At 56.4% G+C, this 22,281-nt stretch carries 14 protein-coding genes and 1 tRNA gene; 7 read left to right on the forward strand and 8 right to left on the reverse strand.

The window, feature by feature from the left end; translation table 11 throughout:
- Nucleotides 1–59: 59 nt before the first annotated feature.
- The gene (locus LUQ43_RS07250) at nucleotides 60–2,210 is read right to left on the reverse strand and encodes a DEAD/DEAH box helicase (protein WP_299965698.1); all 2,151 of its coding nucleotides are present in this window, start codon (nucleotides 2,208–2,210) and stop codon (nucleotides 60–62) included.
- A 275-nt stretch (nucleotides 2,211–2,485) separates the two neighbouring features.
- Here LUQ43_RS07250 and LUQ43_RS07255 point away from each other — a divergent pair, with 275 nt between their 5' ends.
- The 5 genes from LUQ43_RS07255 to LUQ43_RS07275 all read left to right on the forward strand — a co-directional run bounded on the left by LUQ43_RS07255 (nucleotide 2,486) and on the right by LUQ43_RS07275 (nucleotide 6,739).
- On the forward strand, nucleotides 2,486–2,608 hold the full coding sequence (locus LUQ43_RS07255; RefSeq protein ID WP_299965700.1) for a symporter small accessory protein: 123 nt from the start codon (nucleotides 2,486–2,488) through the stop codon (nucleotides 2,606–2,608).
- On the forward strand, nucleotides 2,598–4,163 hold the full coding sequence (locus LUQ43_RS07260; RefSeq protein ID WP_299965702.1) for a sodium:solute symporter family protein: 1,566 nt from the start codon (nucleotides 2,598–2,600) through the stop codon (nucleotides 4,161–4,163). Before LUQ43_RS07255 ends, LUQ43_RS07260 begins: the two co-directional genes overlap by 11 nt.
- 83 nt (nucleotides 4,164–4,246) lie before the next feature.
- Nucleotides 4,247–4,579 (forward strand): 4a-hydroxytetrahydrobiopterin dehydratase, encoded by a 333-nt coding sequence (locus LUQ43_RS07265; RefSeq protein ID WP_299965705.1) that lies wholly within the window; start codon nucleotides 4,247–4,249, stop codon nucleotides 4,577–4,579.
- Nucleotides 4,580–4,704: 125 nt separating this feature from the next.
- Nucleotides 4,705–5,658: an AEC family transporter gene (locus tag LUQ43_RS07270; RefSeq protein ID WP_299965708.1), complete on the forward strand. Its 954-nt coding sequence runs from the start codon at nucleotides 4,705–4,707 to the stop codon at nucleotides 5,656–5,658.
- Between the two features lie 112 nt (nucleotides 5,659–5,770).
- On the forward strand, nucleotides 5,771–6,739 hold the full coding sequence (locus tag LUQ43_RS07275; RefSeq protein ID WP_299965711.1) for an AEC family transporter: 969 nt from the start codon (nucleotides 5,771–5,773) through the stop codon (nucleotides 6,737–6,739).
- A gap of 86 nt (nucleotides 6,740–6,825) precedes the next feature.
- Here the strand turns inward: LUQ43_RS07275 and LUQ43_RS07280 are convergent, their stop codons facing one another.
- The 4 genes from LUQ43_RS07280 to LUQ43_RS07295 all read right to left on the reverse strand — a co-directional run bounded on the left by LUQ43_RS07280 (nucleotide 6,826) and on the right by LUQ43_RS07295 (nucleotide 13,410).
- Nucleotides 6,826–8,163, reverse strand: coding sequence for an RNase J family beta-CASP ribonuclease (locus tag LUQ43_RS07280; RefSeq protein ID WP_299965714.1), 1,338 nt, complete (start codon nucleotides 8,161–8,163; stop codon nucleotides 6,826–6,828).
- A gap of 1,000 nt (nucleotides 8,164–9,163) precedes the next feature.
- On the reverse strand, nucleotides 9,164–11,056 hold the full coding sequence (locus LUQ43_RS07285) for a PAS domain S-box protein (protein ID WP_299965715.1): 1,893 nt from the start codon (nucleotides 11,054–11,056) through the stop codon (nucleotides 9,164–9,166).
- A 69-nt stretch (nucleotides 11,057–11,125) separates the two neighbouring features.
- Nucleotides 11,126–11,674, reverse strand: a complete 549-nt coding sequence (locus tag LUQ43_RS07290; protein ID WP_363318503.1) for a chemotaxis protein CheW — start codon at nucleotides 11,672–11,674, stop codon at nucleotides 11,126–11,128.
- 14 nt (nucleotides 11,675–11,688) lie between these two features.
- A complete protein-coding gene (locus LUQ43_RS07295) occupies nucleotides 11,689–13,410 on the reverse strand; it encodes a methyl-accepting chemotaxis protein (RefSeq protein WP_299965718.1) in 1,722 nt (573 codons plus the stop codon).
- Nucleotides 13,411–13,722: 312 nt separating this feature from the next.
- Between LUQ43_RS07295 and LUQ43_RS07300 the strand changes: the two genes are divergently transcribed.
- The gene (locus tag LUQ43_RS07300; RefSeq protein ID WP_363318504.1) at nucleotides 13,723–15,237 is read left to right on the forward strand and encodes a PAS domain S-box protein; all 1,515 of its coding nucleotides are present in this window, start codon (nucleotides 13,723–13,725) and stop codon (nucleotides 15,235–15,237) included.
- Nucleotides 15,238–15,796: 559 nt separating this feature from the next.
- Here the strand turns inward: LUQ43_RS07300 and LUQ43_RS07305 are convergent.
- A tRNA-Leu gene (locus LUQ43_RS07305) sits at nucleotides 15,797–15,879 on the reverse strand.
- A gap of 235 nt (nucleotides 15,880–16,114) precedes the next feature.
- On the opposite strand from LUQ43_RS07305, the gene LUQ43_RS07310 reads away from it, so the two are divergent.
- Nucleotides 16,115–17,278, forward strand: a complete 1,164-nt coding sequence (locus LUQ43_RS07310) for a CPBP family intramembrane glutamic endopeptidase (RefSeq protein WP_299965722.1) — start codon at nucleotides 16,115–16,117, stop codon at nucleotides 17,276–17,278.
- Nucleotides 17,279–17,293: 15 nt separating this feature from the next.
- Here the strand turns inward: LUQ43_RS07310 and LUQ43_RS07315 are convergent, their stop codons facing one another.
- Together LUQ43_RS07315 and LUQ43_RS07320 are read right to left on the reverse strand one after the other, a co-directional pair.
- Nucleotides 17,294–21,211, reverse strand: coding sequence for a DNA-directed DNA polymerase II large subunit (locus tag LUQ43_RS07315; protein WP_299965724.1), 3,918 nt, complete (start codon nucleotides 21,209–21,211; stop codon nucleotides 17,294–17,296).
- A gap of 161 nt (nucleotides 21,212–21,372) precedes the next feature.
- Nucleotides 21,373–22,194 (reverse strand): PEGA domain-containing protein, encoded by an 822-nt coding sequence (locus tag LUQ43_RS07320; protein WP_299965726.1) that lies wholly within the window; start codon nucleotides 22,192–22,194, stop codon nucleotides 21,373–21,375.
- Nucleotides 22,195–22,281: the final 87 nt, after the last annotated feature.

Raw genomic sequence — 22,281 nt, forward strand, 5'->3', positions numbered from 1 at the left:
AGTTTTCGGCACCTGACCAAAAAAAGGTGATCTGCTGACCTTCAGAAAACAACGACTCGTCACTCCGTACCCGTAGGCGTATCCGGAGGGGGAACCGGGAGAAGCGCGATCTCCTGCAGGGAGATCATCTCCACGAACTCCCCGGTATGATAGTAACCGGGGATGGCACATGCGGCAAAGAGGCGGTCCGGGAGCAGGGATGCAAACTTCCAGCCATCGCGCCGGGGCACCGGCAGGAGCGTCTCGATCTCATCCCGGGTCATTTCCCGTATACTCTCAAGGGCCGACATGACTTTTGCCCCGGCACCGGTTTTTCCGGCACCGGTGACCCGAAGCAGGAAATCCGTAAAACGGACCTGGACCTTCCTGCCCAGGCGCTTCTGGAGCAGCATCGCAAGAACGCGGTTGAACCGGCTCCCGTGCAGGGAGTACACGACAACCTCACGCCTGCCCGGCGGGATCTTCTCCAGCACATACAGCCCGTACCCGCTGACTCCCTCCGGGATCGTTGCAAGAAGGCCGCCGATCAGCTCCTGTTCGGGCTCCCCGAGGGGCAGCACGGACTCTCCCTGCGCCCGGATCTGACCGATCCGTTCGCAGATGAGGGCGGAAAAACCGCTCTCCCCGCTGCTTGTCCAGAACGTGCGGGAGACTCCTGCACCGGACGGCACGACCACGACAAGGTTGTGCCCGTCATCGCACTTCACCATCGACCACGTCTGGCCGCCAAGGGAGATCTCCCCGTTAGTATGGCTGTTGACAAACCGGGCATCGAGTTTTCCCACGACATCGCCGTCCGGCGTCACGGCCCGGTACTCCCCGCCCCCGTTGATCACCGAGTACAGATCCTTCCAGTTCGACTTCCCGAGCACCCGCTCCGCCTCGGTGCCGAACATCAGCATCTCGCCATCGGTGGCGATGTAGCCCTCCGCAATGAGATGGCGGATGATATGGTCAATATCCTCCCGGGTGATCCCGGCAAATACCGGGTGGGAGAGGAGGTCTGACACCATCTTCCTCCGTCCAGCCCGGTGCTGGCGGTGCAGCAGGAGGAAGAACTGCTGGAGGAGCACATTGAACGGTTTTTCAAGGGGGCGCAACTTCTCAACGTCCCGGTCCATGGCGCATTCGATGATCGCACAACTACAGAGCAGCTCGCACGCGTCCGCGAGCACCCAGGCCACGTACGCCGCCTTTCCCCGCCGCCCGCTCCTGCCCATCCGCTGGAGGAACGAGGAGACCGAGTCCGGCGGACCGACCTGGACCACGACATCGAGATCGCCGATATCGATGCCCAGTTCGAGCGTGCTCGTGCAGATGATGCAGGCCCCGCCCTGGGCAAGAAATGCGTCCTCGGCAGACTTCCGCGTCTCTGAGGAGAGCGATGAGTGGTGGATGTGCAGGTTGCTGATCCGGCCGCGGAGGGCGGAGGCCAGGTTCTCCGCACTGCTCCGGCTGTTCACGAAGACAAGCGCTTTCCTGCCTTTGACGATACCGGCAACGGCATCGACCCGCTTTCCTTCTGCCGGCTCGACGAGGAAACTGAACTGTTTCTCTTGGGGCGGGGCCGGGACTGCCACCAGTACAGCCCCCCGGCGATCATCCGAGAGCCAGTGCAGGATCTCTTCAGGGTTCCCGGTGGTTGCCGATAGGCCTATCCGCTGGATCTTCCGTTTCGCCAGCTGGTCCATCCGGTCCAGCAGCACCTTGAGGTGCACGCCCCGCTCGGACTCGACAAACGCGTGCAGTTCGTCGATGATGATATAGCGCACCTGCCGCAGGTCGGCCGACAGGGTCCTCTCCTGCAGGAGCACTTCGAGCGATTCGGGGGTGATCATCAGGAAGTGGGGTGGCTCATCCTTCCACGACCGGTCGCCTTTCGGGACATCCCCGTGCCATTTCATCACGGACAGGGATGTCGGGACGCAGAAGACACGGAACCGCTCCTCCTGATCGTTGATGAGGGCCTTCAAAGGGGAAAGATAGAGACAGGTCACTCCGGCCCGGCCGTTCTTCAGGATATCATCCATCACCGGGATGAGGGCTGCTTCGGATTTGCCACCGGCAGTCGGTGCGATGAGGAGGGCATCATTACCCCCGGTCACTGCCGCATATGCCTGCTCCTGCACCTCGCGCAGATCGGACCAGTCGAGCCGCTGGGCAAGTACCTGCTGGAGGGACTCATGGAGGGAAGAGAAGACGGATGTCACGGGTGTATCAGGATGAGGGTTATGTTTCCACCGATATGGTCTTTTGCGCCCCGTGCTATTCTTTAGCATTGATCGGGATTGTACATCAGGGTACATCTGCAAACAATTATATATACCGGTATCCAGAGTATTATCCGGTAAACAATGATATCACCACGGGTATATTCTATCGTTTCTTTCGTCAGCCCGTGCAACGCATTCTTCTTTAGATAGGGGACCTGCTCAATCTGGGTCCCCGCGTAATGTCGTGATGAAGAGTTTACCAGAGGTTTCTCATGATCTTTGGAATTCCTGATCCTCAGATATTGCTCGGCTACGGGCTGGCCATCGGATTTACGCTGGCGTGTATTGTGTACGGCTTGCTGCACTGGAACGAGGAGAACGGCAATGGCAGTTGACACCCTGACGATGACGGTACTGGTCATCATCTACCTTGCAGCCACGCTCATCATCGGTTACCTGGGCTACAAAAAGACCAAAAGCACCGAGGATTACCTGGTTGCCGGGCGGGACAGTCACCCGGTGATAATCGCGCTCTCGTACGGTGCCACGTTCATCTCCACGTCGGCCATCATCGGGTTCGGCGGGCAGGCCGCGAACCTCGGCATGGGACTGATCTGGCTCACCGTGCTGAACATCGGCGTCGGCATCCTCCTGGCCTTCGTGATCTTCGGCAAGAAGACCCGGGAGATCGGGCAGCGGCTCCGTGCCGTCACCTTCCCTGACCTGATGTGCAAGATCTACAAGTCCCCGCTCATGCAGTACATTGCCGGGTTCATCATCGTTGTCTCGATGCCGCTCTACACCGCTGCCATCCTCATCGGGGGCGCCCGGTTCATCGAGCCAACGCTCGGGATCGATTATGCAACCTCGCTGATCCTCTTTGCCCTGATCACGGCAGTGTACGTGGTCTTCGGCGGGCTGATCGCGGTCATGTACACCGATGCCTTCCAGGGCACGATCATGCTGATCGGGATGACTGTCCTCCTCGCCCTCACGCTCATTGCAGTCGGCGGGTTCACCGCGGGCTCCACCGCCCTCACGAACATGGCCGGCCTTGTACCGAAAGCGCTCGCTGACCAGGGTATGACCGGCTGGACCGCCATGCCGTCCCTCGGTTCCCCGATCTGGTTCACCGTGGTGACAACGCTGGTGCTCGGGGTCGGGATTGGCGTCCTTGCCCAGCCGCAGCTCGTGGTCCGGTTCATGACGGCAAAGGACAACAAGTCCCTGAACCGGGCGGTGCTCGTGGGCGGGCCGTTCATCCTGATGATGACCGGTGTCGCGTTCACGGTCGGTGCGCTCAGCAACGTGTATTTCTACCAGACCTCGGGCAAGATCGCCATCGATGCCGCGGGCGGCAACGTGGACGCGATCATGCCGCTCTTCATCAATCAGGCGATGCCCGACATCTTTGTCATCATCTTCATGCTGACGCTTCTTGCAGCTGCCATGTCCACGCTCTCGGCCCTCTACCATGCAATGGGAACGGCCCTCATCTGCGACCTCTGGGGCAGGGGGAAGGAGTGCGCCCTCTCCATGCAGGCCCACAAGTACGGGATCGTCATCATGATGGTGCTCTCGACCATCCTCGCCTTTCTCCTCCCCATCAGCATCATTGCCCGGGCCACCGCGATGTTCATGGGACTCTGTGCCTGCGCCTTCCTGCCGGCATTTGCTGTCGGCGTGTATGCAAAGGTTCCCTCAACAAAGGCTGCGCTGTGCAGCATGGTCACCGGTGCCGTTGTCTGGTTTGCCTGGACTGCATTCTTCCACGCAGCAGAAGCAAAACCCCTGGGCCTCTGCCAGGCAGTCTTCGGCAGGGTCACGCTCCTTGGCGCACCATGGACTGCCGTAGACCCGATCGTGATCGCTCTCCCTATCTCCCTGATCGTGATGGTTGTCATGCAGGTGCAGAGCGGGAAAGCACAACCGACCGCAGTTGCCGGATAACCTGCAAAACCTCTGGCGGGAGCAGCATTGTGCTGTATTTCCCGTGGAGAAACTTTTTTTGTCCTGCGCACCGAGAAATAACCATGGAACTCGCACAGACTCAGTGCACCACCTATAAAGCCGGATCTCCCCCACTTACCCGCAAAGAGACGATGGAACTCCTTGCCCAGGTGCCGGGCTGGATACTCACCGGCGGTCACCTCACCAGGAAATTCGGGCAGGCCGACGCAGCAGCGTGCATCGCGTTCTTCAACGAGATCGCTGCCCTTGCAACCGAGCAAGGTCACTTCCCGGACATCTGCATGAAGGAGTCAAAACAGGTGGAAGTCTCGCTCTATACCTATCCTGCCGGCGGTCTCACCCTGAATGATTTCATCATCGCAGCAAAACTCAATGCAAGGGAACAGCCCCGGTAACTCTTTTTAAGGAGCGTAACCCCCCAAAAATAGTATCGACGCCAGAACTGCGATCCAAATCATATCTTTTTTACCTGTTTGAGAAGAAATTCATGGTATAGATCTCATCGTTACCGTGACAACCCATGGATCAACTCTACCCGCTGCTGAAATCCGTGGCAATTTTTTTCCTTCTTGTCCTTCTTATCCAGATCCTGAAGAGACAGGGAATCTTCAATGACAGCCACCAGCCGGTCTTCAACCGCCTTGTCACTGAACTCGCCCTGCCGGTGACGATCTTCTCCACGCTTGCCATCAGCACGATCTATCTCGATCAGCTCATATCAGCGGGAGTGATGATCGGGTCCATTATCCTCTGCTGCTTCCTTGCCTATCTCGCATGCCGGGCCATGAAACTCTCCTGGGGCGTAACCGGATCCCTTGTCCTGCTCGCCGGTTTTGGGAGTACATCGACCCTGGCTTATCCCCTGATCAGCCAGACATTCGGGTCCAACAGCGAGGCCATGGCAATCGGCCTCCTGATCGGTGAGTTCGGGGTCTGCATCCCGTTCTTCACGATAGGTGTCCTGATGGCAGCATGGTTCGGCAGCCAGGAAGGGGGGAAGAAGACCGAGGTCTGGCCGGTGATCAAAAATTTCTTTGTTTCACCCATTTTCATCGCATTTATCCTTGGGCTTATTGTCTCGCAGATCCCGGCGGCATCCACATTCCTTGAGGGGCAGTTCTGGGTCACGTTCTTCGGTTTCTTCAATAACGGCCTTGAGATCCTTGTCGCGGTCTCGATCGGCCTCATGCTCAAACCTGTCCAGCTCCGCAATATCTTCCCGCTCTTCCTGCTCATTGTCGGCATCAAACTCTTCCTCCAGCCGGTATTTGTCTTATGCGGGGCATCCGCGGCATCCCTTGCCAGTCTCCCTACCGAGATCCTCGTGATCGAGGCTGCGATGCCCTCGGGGGCGGTCGCCGCGGTCATTGCCGACCGGTACGGGTGCGACGGCCCGCTGGCCTCAGCCCTCGTTGTTGCAACCTATATCGTGAGCCTTCTGACCATCCCACTGATATCGTACTTCTTTATCTGAACGAATCGATCATGACACCCTTCCCGCTCACCCCGATACAGAAAAAAACAGCACGATCCGAAGGTGTCCGATCGGAGGGCTTCAGTCCTTCAAAAAGATGGGGTGATGGGCTATGACGTCTGTGTTCATGCCCCAGATCCAGTATGTGGTCATGTTCCTCCTCATCGTGGTAATCGTCCAGCTTCTCCGGATGAGGGGGATCTTCAACGACAGTCACCAGCAGGTCTTCGACCGGCTCGTCACGGAACTCGCCCTGCCGGCAATCATCTTTGCAAGTCTGGCAACGAGCACCATCCGTGCCGAATGGGTGGTCCCGGTTCTCATCATGATCGGTACGATTGTTGCCGGTGTCCTGATCTCGTGGGCGATCTGCCGGTATTACCACCTGCCCGCTGCAACAACCGGAACAATCGTCCTGCTCTCTGCGTTCGGCAGCACATATACCGTTGCCTCACCTGTCATCAGCGAGATATTCGGTCCTGCGAGTACGGAGATGTCACTGGGCCTCGTGATCGGAACATTCGGGGTTGCCATCCCCTTCTTCACGATAGGCGTCCTGATCGCCGGATACTTTGGCACCTGGGCAAAGGGGGAGCAGACATCAGTCCTGTCCGTGCTGAAAAAATTCTTTGCCACACCCATCTTCCTTGCATTCGTGCTGGGACTGGTTTCTGCTACGGTGTTTGCTTTTTTCAACATTCCCGGTGCCTCTATCTATTACGATGTCTTTACCGACTTTTTCGCGGTTATCCATAATTCCCTTGAGCTGCTGGTCTGGATCTCCATCGGCCTTCTCATCAGGCCGGTATCGCTCCGGGTCCTCCTCCCGGTCCTGGGTATTGTCGCGGGAATCCAGATGCTGGTTCTGCCCCTTCTCGCCTTCTGCGGGGCATCTGTCCTTGGCCAGCCGGTGATGTACCAGCAGGTGCTGGTGATCATCGCAGCAATGCCCTCCGGGGCAGTCGCAACGGTTCTTGCCAGCCGGTACGGGTGTGACGGCAGGCTTGCTGCGGCCCTTGTCATAAGCACCTATCTCATCAGCCTTGTCACAGTCCCGATCATTCTCATGTTCATGTTTTGAGAGCGTGACCGGATTCAGACCCGGGAAGGTGCGGTTCCGGCGCAGGGCCGGTAAAAACAGATTACATTGTCGGGCAACACCGGATCTCAGGTGATCCGGAGCCGCTGCCCGTTCTTCATCGGGTGGACCGTCTTGTTCACCACGTATCCGAGATCGCCGGCAAACTCCGCATATCCCGCGGTCATCTGCAGGTCCGCGTGAGCGGGGATGATATGCTGGGGCTGGAGCAGCTGGAGGAACTCGTAGTGGTCTTCCCGGTAGGCATGGCCACTCACGTGCAGGTCCTCGAAGATCCGGGCGCCGGTCTTCCTGAGCAGCTGTTCAACCACGTAACGCTGCCCGAAGTTCATCGGGTTCGGGATCACGTTCGCCGAGAAGAGCACCTTGTCACCCTTGCTCAGCTGGTACGGGGTGTCGCCATGCGCAAGGCGGGTGAGGATCGAACCGGGCTCGCCCTGGTGGCCGGTAACGATCGGCAGGAACTTCTCCTTTCCTTCCTTCATCATCCGGCGCATCACGCGATCCACGGTCCGTCGGTCCCCAAAGACGCTCGTAGTCGGGGGGAACGAGACGAACTTCATCTGTTCCGCGGTAACGGAATATTTCTGCATGGAGCGGCCGAGGAAGACCGGTTTCCTGCCGATCTCGTGGGCACATTCCGCAATGGTCTTGACCCGGGAGATATGCGACGAGAACGTTGATACGATCATCGCATTCTTGTCGTCCTCGAAACTGGTGATGACATCCCGCACGAGGTCCCGGGCGATCCGCTCGCTGGGACACCGGCCCGGGCGGTGGATGTACGTGCTCTCCACGATAAGGGCCAGCACACCCTCCTTGCCGATCTGGCGGAACCGGGCAAAGTCCGGCGGTTTGCCGATGACCGGCGTCCGGTCGAACTTGAAGTCGCAGGCATAGACGATCGCACCGTGAGGGGTGTGAAGCACCGGGGTCACGGTATCGATGATCGAGTGCTGCGTGTGCACGAATTCCAGGATAATGTTCGGGGAGATCGTGTATTTCTGCCCGGCGCTGAGCGCAAAGAGCTTGTTGCCTACGCCGAATTTCTTCTCGCCCGAGATCTGCTGGCGGATAAGTTCCGTTGCATACGGTGTCGCGATGATGGGCGCCTTGTACCGGTGCGCAAGTTTCGGGATCGCCCAGATATGGTCGAGGTGCCCGTGGGAGCAGACGATGGCCTTCACGGTGCCTTCGACATTCTGCAGCACGGTGTCATCCGGGATTGCCTTGATCTTGATCAGGTCAAGGGAATGCATCTCGTCGACTTCCGCATCCTCGTGGATCATCAGCTGGTCCAGGCGGAGGCCCATGTCAAAGATGACGATCTCCTTTCCGACGCGGACAGCGGTCATGTTCCGCCCGACTTCATCATATCCGCCTACGGCAATAATTTCTATTTCCATTGTTGTTGTATCTCCTGTATCAGGTATCTGATGGGTATTTTTCCCGAATGATTGGTGGATCTTCGGTATGGGAACACGAGCGTTTCCCTGCTGCCCGGGATCCGGGCAGGCCATACGCAGGCCTCAGGTTACCGTACATGCTGGTATCATCCAGGGCCTCGTACGCAGGCCATCACCACGGGACCGTGGATCATCGTGACCTGCACAGGCACCGGTATCTTCATTTGGGCCTGTGTCGTTATGATGACATCTCTGCCATCGTCCGCATTCATCCTGCATACGGTGCGTGTGCAGGAGTTTCCGGCGGGTAATGAAGATCGCCGGAATCGTGTCTATTCTTAATAGGGATACAAATACATCAACCTTTGTCTTCTGCCAGAAGGGGACATCTGCGGGACACGCTGGCAGGGGGCCGGTATGACAGGGGGGAGTGGCGGAACCGGGGAGGACTGAAGCGAGGGGGCCCGCCCGTTCGTGCATGAGAGGGCACCTGAAAATATGTTGTACCCACGCGACCCCCCCAACCCCCCCGATACCACGAGCGCACACTATACCGTCGTAAAAATGCCGGTTTTGGCACCAGGACCCGGATCGCGATGGGGGGGTCGCGTGGGTACAAATCAATGAGTGCCAAGGATCCTGATGCAGGAAACCCTCATACTTTATTATTGATTTTCAAAGTTCCGGAGTAAACACAACCGGTTCATATTCGTTTGTTATGAAAATGGAAATTCCCCGGTGTTAGTTTTCAGCGTATATATCACGCCCATGGGCGCATGTTCGTTACCATGAAAACCCACCATTATCATAATACACACCTGATTCTTTGAATAATGCCAGGTTCTCCAGAGCCTTATTTTTGATTGTTACCTGTCGGACAAGAGTACGATTCTGAAAATGTGTCCCCGCAACCATTTCCACGTCATCAGCATGGCGGCAGGAGGCCGGTATAGCGGAAGGCCGGCTCCTTTGGAGGAATACAGTTATTCCCCCTACCCCGTCACAGGTGAGCCCCGGTCAGAGTCGCACCCCGCGGCGTGGTACCGGAAATCCGAATCGCATAGCGTCCTTCCGGCACGTGAAGTTCAAACCTCACGCCGTTACCGGCTTTTCCGGTTTCACTGATGGAGATACCGGTAATCTCAAGGATCTCCCGGACAAAGAACAACCCGAGACCGCTGTTCTTTCCATAGCCCTCCAGGAATACCGATTCTTTTTCAGTCTCAGGGATACCAATCCCGTTGTCCTTGTAGATGATCATAAGCCCGTTGCCGGTTTTCTCATAGGAGCATGAGATCTCTGTCAGATCCGGGTTGTGTATCAGGGAATTTTCGATAAGATTCGCAAAGACCTGCTCAAGCAGCGGATCGGCATAGAGATCAAGCCCGCCAAGGTGATTGATGCACCGCACCTTTTTGATTTCCCCGTGGGAGTGGGTAAACGCCATACCGAAACAATCGGAAACCTTGTGCCAGAGCGGAGCTTTTACCCCCAGGTCCTGGTATTGACGGGTGGATTCAATCTGTCGGCGTATTGCCTCTGCCGTTGACTCTATCCGGTCAATACGTTGTGAAATGGAGGGTGTGGGAGCTTCGGTTTTGATCAGGTCAAGGTAGGCATTCAGTGCGGTAAGCTTATTGAGGATGCCATGCCGGGTCACTGCACTCATCAGGTTGAGCTTCCGGTTTGCCTGCAGGAGTGCCACTTCAAGCTGCTTATAGGCAGACACATCGTGGATGACCGACAGTGCACCTGAAATGTTCCCTTCATGATCGTAGAGTGGGGATGCCTTGATCCATATATCTATTGTCCTGCCGTCAGGAAATGCCGCGTGCGATTCGGAAATAAGCGTCGTCCCTTCGGTTTTCTGGACATGTTCGTAGGGAGAACGCTGCGGAGTGCCCGGGTGGAGGATGAGATCAACCAGGGTGGGAATCCGTTTGCCGTAGAAGGGGACAGCGTACTCATGATCGGACTTACCGATCATATCTCCTGCACAAACACCGGTCATTACCTCCGCGGCCTTATTCCATACGATCACCTTTCCCGCAGCATCGATCGCATACATCGCATCCGGCATAAAATTGATAATGTACTGCTGTATCCTCTGCGAATCGAGCAGGGCGTCTTCCACCTTTTTCTGCTCGGTAATATCCCGTGCAACGGACTGGTACTCGATCACCTTACCCTTGTCATCGAAGATTGCCCGGTCATTGCACCGCACCCAGCGGATCGATCCGTCAGCCATGGTAATGCGCTGCGTCATGCATCCCTTGGGATTGCCCGGTGTGAGGGATTGCAGGTAATTTTTAGTTACTGCAAGATCTTCCTTGGGAATATTCGGGATGCACTTTTTTCCGATCACATCCTCCTTTTTCTTCCCGACAAGCGCGCAATAGGCGGCATTGGCAAACACATGCGTACCATCCGGGCGGAAACGGCAGATGGCTTCCGTCTGGTCCTCAACGACATTACGGTACCGCTCCTCGCTTTTTTTGAGTTCATCTTCAATTTTTCTCCGTTGAACTGCCTGGATCAGCATGTTCCTGAGCTCGGCAAACTGCGCTTTGGGGTCACCGCCTTTCTGGAGATAATAATCAGCGCCGTTGTTCAGCGCGTCAATGACCACTTCCTCCCTGCCCTTACCGGTAAACAGGATAAAGGGGGTTTTTTGCCTGTTGTCGCTGCGGATATGCTTGAGAAGCGAGATGCCATCCATCTCCGGCATCTGGTAATCAGAGATGATGGCATCATACCGGCCGATTCTGGCCTTGTCGAGCGCATCATTTGCCGAGAGATCCGTATCGATGGTGATATCATGGGACCGTTCAAGAAAAAGTTTCCCGATTTCAAGAAGCGCCGGTTCATCATCGACGTACAATGCACGTATCATTTTTTTTACACCTTGATCATCCGTAATTGTGCCCGATTTTGTTATCCTGCCTTAACTGACGCTGAAATTTCAGGATTTAATGCAATCGACATCTTTGAGGATCTGGCGTATGCCAATCCAGACAATCAGATCGGAGACATCCTTGTCGCGAACCCGGACTTTTTTCCGGATTATTCCCATGATTGCCGCATCGTCGTTATAGAGCGAGGCTGATGAGCGATCGACATCCGCATGATCGAATGTTGAAACGGAGAGGACATCATCGACAATGATCCCCATCTTGACACCGGTTAACTTTTCATCGAGGACGATAATCCGCCGGTTGTCATCGCTGGCGCTGTTTATTTCCGCAGTGACATTGAGCCGTTCCTTGAGATCGATAATGGTCGTGATCTCTCCCCGCAGATCGATGATGCCTTTGATGTAGGCCGGGGTATTCGGTAACCGGGTGATCGATGTGTAATCGACGACTTCCTTGACATCGTAGAGATCGATGGCATAGTGCTCTTTACCCAGAAGGAACTCCACGACCTGGATCTTTTCCGGCATGTTTCCCGGGGTATCAGGCGATGACGATACCTGGCGGTTCCTGTCATACGGGCTGTTTTCTGCTGGCATGCGGCAAACCCCTCCTACACGCTGAATTTTGTCATTTCAGCGTTGAGATTTGCAACAACCTTGTTGACATCCCCCATCGCCTGGTTGATCTCTTCAATGGACGCAAGCGACTCTTCAGTTGCCGCAGCGGTGTCGGAGGATTCCTTTTCAGTTTCTTCAAAGAGCCTTGTTACTTCGTTAACGCTTGCGGTAATCTCTTCGGTGGTTGCGGCCTGTTCTTCGGTTGCAGCGGCAACTTCATCGGTGTTTCTTGAAACCTGTTCGATCGATTCTACGATCTGGTCAAACACCTTGATAGTGTCCTCTACATCTCTGCTGCCGGTGCTGACTTCCTTTGTCGCAACGGTAACCGCTTCTGCTGCATGGTTCGCCCGCTTCTGGAGGTCCCCGATCATGGTCTCAATATTTTCTGCAGAGGTGCGGGATTCCTGTGCAAGCGATTTCACCTCCGCAGCAACAACCGCGAATCCCCGCCCGGCTTCACCGGCGCGGGCGGCTTCAATGGCGGCATTGAGGGCGAGCAGGTTTGTCTGGTTTGCGAGATCGCGGATGATACCGACAATCTTGCCGATCTCACTCATCTTTACACTGATTTCCGAGATGCTCGTATTCACTACAGATGTCGCATCGTTGATCCGGCTCATGCTGTCATTCGCCTTCCGGGAAAGCCCGACACCGTTATTACTGAGATCTTTGGTTTTTTTCGTTAAATTTGAGACCATTTCCATGTTCGTTGTGATCTCCTCAACAGCGGCAGAGAGGTCTTCCATTGCTTTTGATACCTGCGTGATGCCATTGCTTCCCTTTTCCATGTTCTCATGGACATGCGTAGTGTTCTTCGCGATCGCTTCAGAGCCCAGGGACATCTGGGAAAGACCGGAGGCGGTCTCGCTTGCTTCCCGGGACAGGTTCTTTACCTGCACATTGACCAGGTTAATTGCTTCGGAAACTTCCGTGCCGATCTTGTTTAACGAGGTAAGGAGCTCGACAAAATCCCCGGACAGGTTCGTGGTGCTGTCGACATGAGCGGTAAAGTCGTACTTTGCATACGCATCCGCTACCCGGGTGATCTCGGATACTGCTACTGAGACATTGCTACCGATGCCGTTTAACGCATCGCGGAATTTTGCAAAATCACCTGACACATGGACGCTCTCGTCCATGCGTGCGGAGAAATTCCCTTTTGAGAGTTCGTGGGAAACCCGCATGCCTTCATTGAGGGGGAGCGTGATCGCATCAAGGGTACTGTTGAATCCTTCGATGATCGTCCGGAACTCTCCCTGGTGCTGAGCTGCGTCGGCCCGTACCGAGAGCCCGCCTTCTTTTGCGGCGGCAGACAGCCGGTTCACGTCACTGATCATGGCAGAAACAGCGGTCATCATCCGGGTAAATGCCGGCACCATTTCGTCGTTATCGCATCTCCTCCCGATCTTTTTGAATTCCACAAGGTCGCCGATGTTGCCGGCAGCGATGTGGTTTGCCGTTGCCTGCAGGTGGAGGAGACGCTCCTGCGTGATATTTACTTCGCGTGCCACGTCTGCAAGCGTACCGGAATAGGTTCCTTTGACCGTCACGGTAAAATCATTTAATGAGATCTTCCTGAGGACGTCCTGTATCTCGGAAAGACCGTTGTTCATCTCATTGAGCTGGAGAAACTGCTCACGTATATGGTTGAGAGCCGAGAGATCTCCGTGTTCAGCGCTTTTAAAGAGATCAAGAATTTCCTGTTTTTCCATACTTGTCGCCTGATGTTGGTTTTGTTTGGCTTGGTTTGATCCGTCATAGTGCACCGGGATTTCCCGGGTGCACCGGTAACGTTCAAGGAATTGATGGAAATGCGCACAGAAAACGGGTCATTTTGGGAAATCTTTCCCGCATATCCGCTCTTTCGCATTCTGATACAGTATGAACAGTCAGAAATCAATAATCCCTGATATGGCGCGGTATATAAGGCTGGAGATACGTTGTGCACAGGAATGGCAGACAACAACCATAATGTTCATATTGTCATCCCGGCAGAAACTTTATATTCAAGAATCTGTATTTCTATGAATCACCGGGATGAAGAGATCACACGCATCAAAGAGATCCTCAGAACGCATCCAAAGGGGATGACCATCAGTGAAATCGCAGATGCGTTGTCCCTCAACCGGGTATCTACGGCACGGTACCTTGAGAGTCTCCGGTTTTCCGGGCAGGCCGAGATGCGGCAGTTCGGGCAGGCCAAGATCTATACACTGGCCACACGACTCCCGCTTTCTTCTGTTCTTGACCTTTTCTTGTCACCCATGCTCATTGTCGACCAGGAATTGTTTATCCGGGAGGTAAACGATGCATTTCTCCGGATATTTTCCCTGAAACGCGAAACGGTGATCGGCCATAATATGCTCCAATCCAGGTTATCTGCAAGTTTTTCCGGCACATTTCCGGAAACGATAAAAACAGTCATCGACGGTAAGACATATACCACGGAGAAATCCTTTGAACGGGACGGGAAAAAATTCAGTTTCATTGTCAGGATGGTTCCTGTTGTTGATGAGAACGGGCAGTCCTGTGCTTCGATCATTTTAGATGATATTACTGAACTCAAGCAATACCAGAAGCACCTTGAATCCATGGTGGACCGGCGCACCGCAGAATTACAGGAGACAAATGAACACTTAAAAACCGAGATGGAGGGACACCGGAGGGCAAAAGATACAATCCAGATCAGCCGGCAGAAATACCGGGCTCTCGTTGAGGACATGCCGGCCTATGTCTGCAATTACGAGTCGGACGGGACGCTCACGTTCGCGAATGAGAATTTCTCTGCGTTCATGCAAAAAGATGTCGGCGATCTTATCGGCACGCAGGTATTTTCCCTGCTTTCTTTGGAGAACCAGGCCATCGTTAAGGATGCGATTAAAAAAATCGGTCATGAATATTCGGCAGAGACCATAACGCTCGAATTTCCCGGCAGGGATGGCACAACGATCTGGCACCAGTGGACGATCCGGGCATTCTATGACAAGCGGGGAAAAATTATCGAGTACCAGTCAATTGGCATCGATATCACGGATCGTATCGCAACCGAGACGAAACTTGAAGAACAGGAGAAGAAACTCGATGCGATTATCCGTGGATCCCCCGTGCCCCAGCTGGTGATCGATACAGATCACCGTATCATCTCCTGGAATACAGCGATGGAAAAGTTCTCCGGGATGAGGGCAGCTCAGATGATTGGTGCAACGACGTTTGGCACCTTTTTTTACGACCGGGATCGGCCGTTGCTTGCCGATCTTATCATCGATGAAAAATTCGACGAGATTTCACAGCTTTTCCCGGAGAACTGCAAAAAATCCTCGTATCCTGACGATACGTGGGAAGGCATCACCTTCTCAAAGATTCACCCCGGCGAAGGGAACTGGGTTTTTTTTACAGCAGCGGCAATACGGGATGAAACCGGCATCATTACCCACGTGGTAGAGACCATGGAAGACCTGGTAGGGTACCATACACAAAACGGCACGTCATTTGTCGTCCGGTCGCTGTATCCGATGATCGACCGGGATGCCCTTCACTAACATTGCGGGGGATGTTGACGGGAGCTTGTGGGGCGGAGGGTGTTAGCGGAACCGGGTTGTACTGAAGCGAGGAGCCCGCCCGTTCGTGCATGATAGGGCACCTGAAAATATGTTGTACCCATGCGACCCCCCCAAGCCCATTTACACCACCCACACATAACCAGCCGTCGTAAAAATGCCGGTTTTCGCACCAGGATCCGGATCGCGATGGGGGGGTCGCGTGGGTACAAACCAATGAGCGCCAAGGATCCAGATGCAGGAATTTTCTTTGATCCGCGCTCTTATCCGGGCATAATTGCCGACGTGAAATGGGGAGGTCTGGCCTGGAAGACGCGGTGGGGAAAATGCAGGTTCTGTGCGGCCAGAGAATCGGGTTTGTACCCACGCGACCCCCCCTCTCTGACGTTCGGAACCTGATCCGGGAGTGCGTCCGGACAGGAATGCCGGGTTGCGGGGGGAACGCTGGCGATGGGTAAAAGCGGGGTGCAGGTATTTTATCAAAAAAGAATTTCGTGCGGTTCCTGCAAGAATTAAAAAAACAGATGGTTCGGGAATTGGATGCGAGAAGCAGGAGTTGAACCTGCGAACCCCTGCGGGAACGGATCTTGAGTCCGCCTCTGTTGGCCACTTAGATATTCTCGCTTGGAATAATGTTGGTTCCGGAATGTAAAAGGCTTTGAGTTCTGACAAACATGCCCTGATGCCAGATCTGAACACCGGATCGCCGGCCTGTCGCCATTGGCAGGACCTGCCATCCCCCCGGTGCCAGTACTGTTGGCGAGGGAATACATAAGGGCACGGATCAGAGAGCCCGCGATCCCGCCCGTTACGCCCACGCATCCGGGTAAAAAAAGGCATTAATTCCCGGTCGTCCTATATGGTCAGGATGTTTTCGCGGCTGAACGAGAGTAAATACCGGGATTTTTTCATCATCCTCCCGCTGATCGCGTTCTTCAGTGCCCTCCTGTGCCTCTCGGCTGGCAACCTTTCCGGGGACCTGGGCGAGTTTGTGCTGGCCGGCGGCATGGTTGCCCCGTTCGTGATCCTCGCCCTTCTCGCCCACATGGGAGAGAAGCACGCGTGGGTCCGCCTTGTCGCAACGCTCTGGCTCCTCTGTCTGCTCTTCGTACTCTTTGCCCTCACCCTGGTGATCACGCTTGCCCCGATTGCCGCATTCTCGCCGGACCCGGATGCCATTGCTCCGGACCTGGACTCGCTGCCGCTCGCAACCGTCGGATGGACGCTTCTCCTCTCCCTGGGTGCAGGACTCGCAAGCCTGATCGGGTTCTCCCGCTGGTTCCGGGGACACCTGGCCCGGGTGCTGCCCTTCGATCCCGACTCCTTCACCCATACGATCGGGCTCGTCTGTGTCCTCGCCCTCATCGTAATGCCCCTCATCCCGCTCATCCTGACCGGCAATGCCCCGTTCCTGAATGCAGACCTGCAGGCGATGCTCGGGATCGGGTCGGAGGAGCCGGGTTCATCGTTCAGACTCGACTCGTTCACGCTTGTCTGGACGGTCATCGGATCGTTCTTTTTAGTCGGACTCTGGGTACGCAGGGATGTTCCTGCCACCCTCGAACGCCTTGGACTCGTCCGCCCGCCCGCCCGCCAGATCCTGATCGGGATCGCTACCGGCGTGCTGCTGGTCGGGTTTTTCTGGTGTTTCGACGATGCCGTAGCCGCCCTCTTTGCCGCGTACGGGATCCCCACGACCGATGATACGCTCGTGAACAACCTCTTTGTGGCCTCGTTCACACCGCTCGCGGCCATCATGGCATCGGTCTCGGCCGGGATTGGCGAGGAACTCGCGGTCCGCGGGGTTATCCAGCCACGGTTCGGCATCCTCCTTTCGGCACTCGTCTTTGCCTCAATGCATGCCTACCAGTACGCGTGGGACGGGCTGCTGAGCGTTCTTCTCGTTGGCCTCTGTTTCGGGGTGCTGCGAAGATATACCAACACGTCGACAAGCGCGATCTCGCACGGAATGTACGACCTGACCCTGTTTGCGCTCATCATGGCGGGAATCACGACCCTTTAAAAAACCAAAAAAAAGTTACATAAAGTCCGCAAGGCCGAGCTGCTGCTGCTTCTCCTCGCCGAACGTGGACTCGATCGCAAGGTCGATCACCTCGACCCGCTGCTTGGTGTATTCCGAGACCTTGTACTTCCGGCAGATCTCGCGGGACATCTCCAGGTACTTCTTCACCGAACCCTCGTGGACCGTGGGGATGATGTTGCCATTGCAGATTCCCTTGCCCTTGAACTTCATACACTTGCCCGCAAGGGGCATCCGCCGGTAACTCGTGTTGCACTTGGTGCACCGGAACTTCTGCTTGGAGAAGGCCGAGAGGTTGCCCATGAGGTCGCGGATGAAGTGGGTATTGAGCACCCGTTCTGCCACATCGTCTGCATCGACCGCCCGGATCTTCTCGGCAAGCACCAGCTCCGCCTCAAGTTTGTCGGTCATGCTCTTGAGCTGGGTGTACATTGATTCAAGCGGGCCTGCCGAGATATCCGAGGTGTCGTGGGTGAACTGGAACCCTTCGAGCTGGGCCGGCGTCCCGATCCGGTTTTCCACCCGGTCGATGAGCTTGACGATAGTCTTTGGCTCGGCATATGCAAGGGCGCTGGTATAGACCTCGATCGGGTAATGGTCGCAGACGTCAACGTTGAGGGCCTCCTTGTCGATCTCGGCCGGGTCGATCCGGCTCGTCAGGACAAGCGGGGCATCCATCGAACCGCCCCGGTTCTGCGGCAGAAACGAGCGCGAGAAGTTGATCAGGCCGTCGAGGAGGAGCATGATGCAGTCCTCATCGCCATCGCACTGGCCGGTGAAGATGCCGTTTGCGACCAGCGTGTGGTCATCAGCAACCGTCAGGCAGTAGACCCGGTCTTCAGGAGCAGGAACCGGTTCGGCCAGTTTTATGGTGTCGGAGATGACACAGGAGCCTTCGAAGACCGGCACAGAATCGCCGGGTTTGAGCTCCAGTGCCCTGATCTTGCGGAGATACCCGGTATCCCAGACCAGCATCGCGTGATCGGGAGTTACAACGAGCTCCTTTCCCCGCGAAGTGGTGAACCGGATCAGTGACACCGGTGAACGGTGGATGGAGACCGAGGTTACCTTCCGGATATGGATCTGGCCGTTCGTGTCAACGGCACGGGTGAAGAACGGCCGGACCGGGTCCGAGTAGTACGTACCGAGCCGGTCCAGGCCGGGCCGGCTGAGATCGAAGTTCTCCAGCACGAACTTCCGTACAGGAGTCTTTTCCCAGGTCTTCCCGTCATACACCTCGATCTCGGTATCGCCGTAGAAGCAGTTCCTCCTCTTGGAGGCATGGAAGAACGGGTGGGCGTACCCCACGTTCGCCCGCGTGAACCCGATGATCCGGGCAAGGACACCGGCGCTCGTGTGCGGTGCAAGACCGATGACAAGGTGTCCCACGAGGTCTGCGGGTTTCTGGATCCTGTAGAACGGTTCAAGGCCATAGCATTTGACGAGCAGCTCGTCCATGAACTTTGTCACGCTGACAAGCCATTCGGCACAGGAGTCGGAGACTAGGATATCCTGGGCATGGAGTTCCACTACCTGCGACCCGTTCTGGAGATCGTAGCCATGCGTGTCTTTGGTATAACCAAGCGAGCGGAGTTTTTCCACGGAGACCCGGACCTCATCCGGGCGGATGTGGGTGAGGGGCAGGTCGATCATGTCGAACCGGGTCGTGCCGTCCTTGAAGACGAAGATGTTCTGCTGTGCCCGCAGAATACCCTTCTCCATTGCCTCCATGGACTTCTCCCGCGAGATCATTCCTTTGACCCCCTTGACGAGCGCGAGGCTGTCTGCTTTGAGCCCCATGCGTTCCATGGCCTTTGCGTACTCTGCCTTCACGTTCAGGCTGACCCGCTGGCTGCACATGGCGGGAGCATCGCAGTCCGGGCACCGGTCCTGCGGGATCTCATGGCCGCACTTCGAACAGGTGAAGATGGCGACGGTATGCCCGCCGCACTTATCGCACTGGTTGAGGTAGGTGATCGCGTTGCACTGCGAACACCGCCGGCGCCCCACTTCGATCTCGATGATCCCTCCCTCCTGCTGGAAGTCGAGCTCTGTGTTTTCTGCGTCCACTTCTTCGGTGTGGGCGGAGGCTGACTGGAACGAGCGCCGGCTCCCTCCGGTGTCGCCGAGCGGGAAGAGGACATGGGGAGGCGGGTTCATCTTTCGGGGCTTTGATTTGCCCGGCCGGCCCATGCGCCCGCCGATCCGCGTCCCGGACCGGGACCGCATCTTCAGGCCGGAGAGGTGCATCACGAAATTGAGGGGGGCAGCATCGGCCGGGGCCGTCTGCCATGTATCCCGCTTTTTCAGGTTCCCGTCCAGCCCGAGCCCGGCAAGGAGCGCATGGTAAGTCCGGAGCTGTACGGTATCGTTGCGGACTTCATGCGGGATGAGCAGTATCTCAAGAGATTCCTTGATCGCCGGATCGTTGGGGATATGCAGGATATCATCCTTCACGCTTCCCGTTGCTACCACATGATCGGCAAGCGCCCGGATCTGGTCCGAGGAGATATCGTCCCAGAACCAGGTCCATGCCGGGTGGAGATATCCCCCGTTCCGGGCAAACTCCAGCGCTTCCGCTTCATTCCTGGGGGGCTTTATCCCATCACCGACGTCGAGCTGCCACCACTCAGCGCAGTAGCCGGCGGGCACGAGCGGGTGGTTGTTCTCCAGAAACTCCCCGTAGGATATGAGTATCTCTCCGACATCGAGGATCCGCTCGATCCCTGCGTTGAGGCGCCGTGCGGTCGGCTCATCATCGATCCGGAGCACGGTACCGTCCCGCAACCGGACGGTCGGGCCCTCGATGGTATCGACCGGCACGACCCCGCAGGCCTTGCCCGGCCGCTCGGTCTTCATCTGGGTGCCGGTGGCGAGAAACTCACCGAGAATGTAGAGCGTTGCAGGATGCATCCCTGCAGCGGCAAAACCCGTATTCCGCGATCTCCCGTACCGGAGCCGGAAGCCACCTTTCCTCATCGGATAGGAGAAGACCGGACGGCCGCCGATCAGGTCGCGGAGGTACTTGTCGAGCGGCTTGATGCCTACGGTCTTCTCACCATCGCCGCTCTTAGCTGCCCCGGCGATCAGCTTGTCGAGCCAGTCCCAGCCCTCCATCTTCATCTTCTCGACCCGGCTCTTGAGCTTGCGGGCCTTGCCGGCAATCCCTTCCCCGATGACGAGCGCCATGCCACCGCGGACGGCATTCGTCTCCACCCGGGGAAGGTTGCGGTGACCCGAGACCTCCTCCTGCTCGGTGGCTTCGCCATCGACACAGACCGGGCAGTTCTCGATGATGATCCGGATCTCCTTCTCGCTCGGGAGGTACTGGAGGTTCATGATCGAGTTGTACTGGCGGATCTCCTCGATATACCGCTCGACCTCCTCGTCCCGGGCGATGTAGCGGTTGATCCCGAGTTTCTGGCGCACGTAATCCCCTACGAGCACCGACATGGCCTGTGCCGTGCCTCCGGCACTCCGGATCGGGCCGGCGTAGAAGATCAGCAGGTAATCGCTGCCATCATCGTTCCTGCCGAGCGCAACCTTTGCGATACCTTCCGTTGGTGCGGAGACGACACCTTCTGTCAGGAGGGCCATTGCAGTGCGGATCGCGTGGTCGAGCACCTCCATGGTGTCCTTCTCGCCAAACTTTTTCGCAACAAAATCATCGCCGATCCGAAGGGCGATCTCCTCACGGGACATCTGTGATTCGAGTTCACGGATCCGCGCCGCCACGCCCTTGATCCCGACCAGCACCTCGACCCGGTCCGCGAGATCGCTGGCAATCGGGATCTCGACATCGAGGCTCGGATCGAGCCCCCGGGAACGCGCCTCCTTTGCAATCGCAATTTCACGATAGAGCTCGTCCAGGAGGGACTTCTCATAGGCCTCCATCATGGGCGAGAGCTTGAGCATACTGTAGGGTTAAGCGGCACGGGGATTTATGGATACTGTTTGGGCCGATCGGGAGCGGGAAAAGAAAAGAACTGTAATTCCTGCTCTCGGGTAACCCGCCGGTTGCAGGGAAAACGAGGCCCGGGATCCTCTGCACGAATCCCGGGATCTCACCGGCTGGTTTACTCTTTCTTCTCTATCTTTGGCTCTTCCTTTGGCTGTGCGGATGATTTATGCGTGTACACGGTTGCACCTGCCCCGATGCCGGCCGTAATAATCCCGATTATGGCCGCGATGACCGTCGGGTTCTCCATAACCCCGGCAGAGGAGGTCGCGGTAGCGGTAGGCTCCACGGTCTGCACGATCACAATAGGTGCCGCCGTGGGGATCGCTGTCATGGGGGTTGCCACGCTCGTTGATGACGAGGACGAATAGCCGCTCAGGGGATGGAGCGTCCCGTATACCGGGGTGTTCTGCCCGGCAACGACATAGATTGTCCCCTCGTAATCAATGTACCCGCTCAGTTCCAGTTGCAGCATATGGGTCCCGGCAGAGATGCCGGTCAGGTCTCCCGGGGTTGTCCCGTAATATACACCATCAATCAGGATGGCAGCGCCAGCAGGAGACGAGGCAACCGTAATGTTGCCGGTGGTAGGCGCCGTTGTCTGGGAGACCGTGGCAGTAGTGGTCATAGTTGTTGTCGGTACTGTTGTGGTCAGTACAGTTGTTACCGGTACCGTTGTTGTCGGTACTGTTGTGGACAGTACAGTTGTTACCGGTACCGTTGTTGTCGTGGTCGCAGGAACCGTGGTAGTGGCAGATACCGCTGCCGTGGTGGTTGTCGGTACGGCGGTTGCCTGCGTGGTAACCACGGAGGTAACTGTTGTCTCAGCAGACGTTGGAACCGTGGTGGTGTTCGAGATATTGCCGCTATCCGCGGAAACAGGCACAGCCATGGACACAACTACAACAAGGATGATGAGCAGCGTGCAGATCTTCTTCATGATAGGCTCCATATTGCTCTTCGTTCACGAATCTCTGTCCTGACAGGGTCCGAAAGGGTTTTCTCCATTATCGGTGCCTGCGGGCAG

It is taken from the genome of Methanoregula sp., assembly GCF_028679125.1.
Taxonomy (GTDB): domain Archaea; phylum Halobacteriota; class Methanomicrobia; order Methanomicrobiales; family Methanospirillaceae; genus Methanoregula.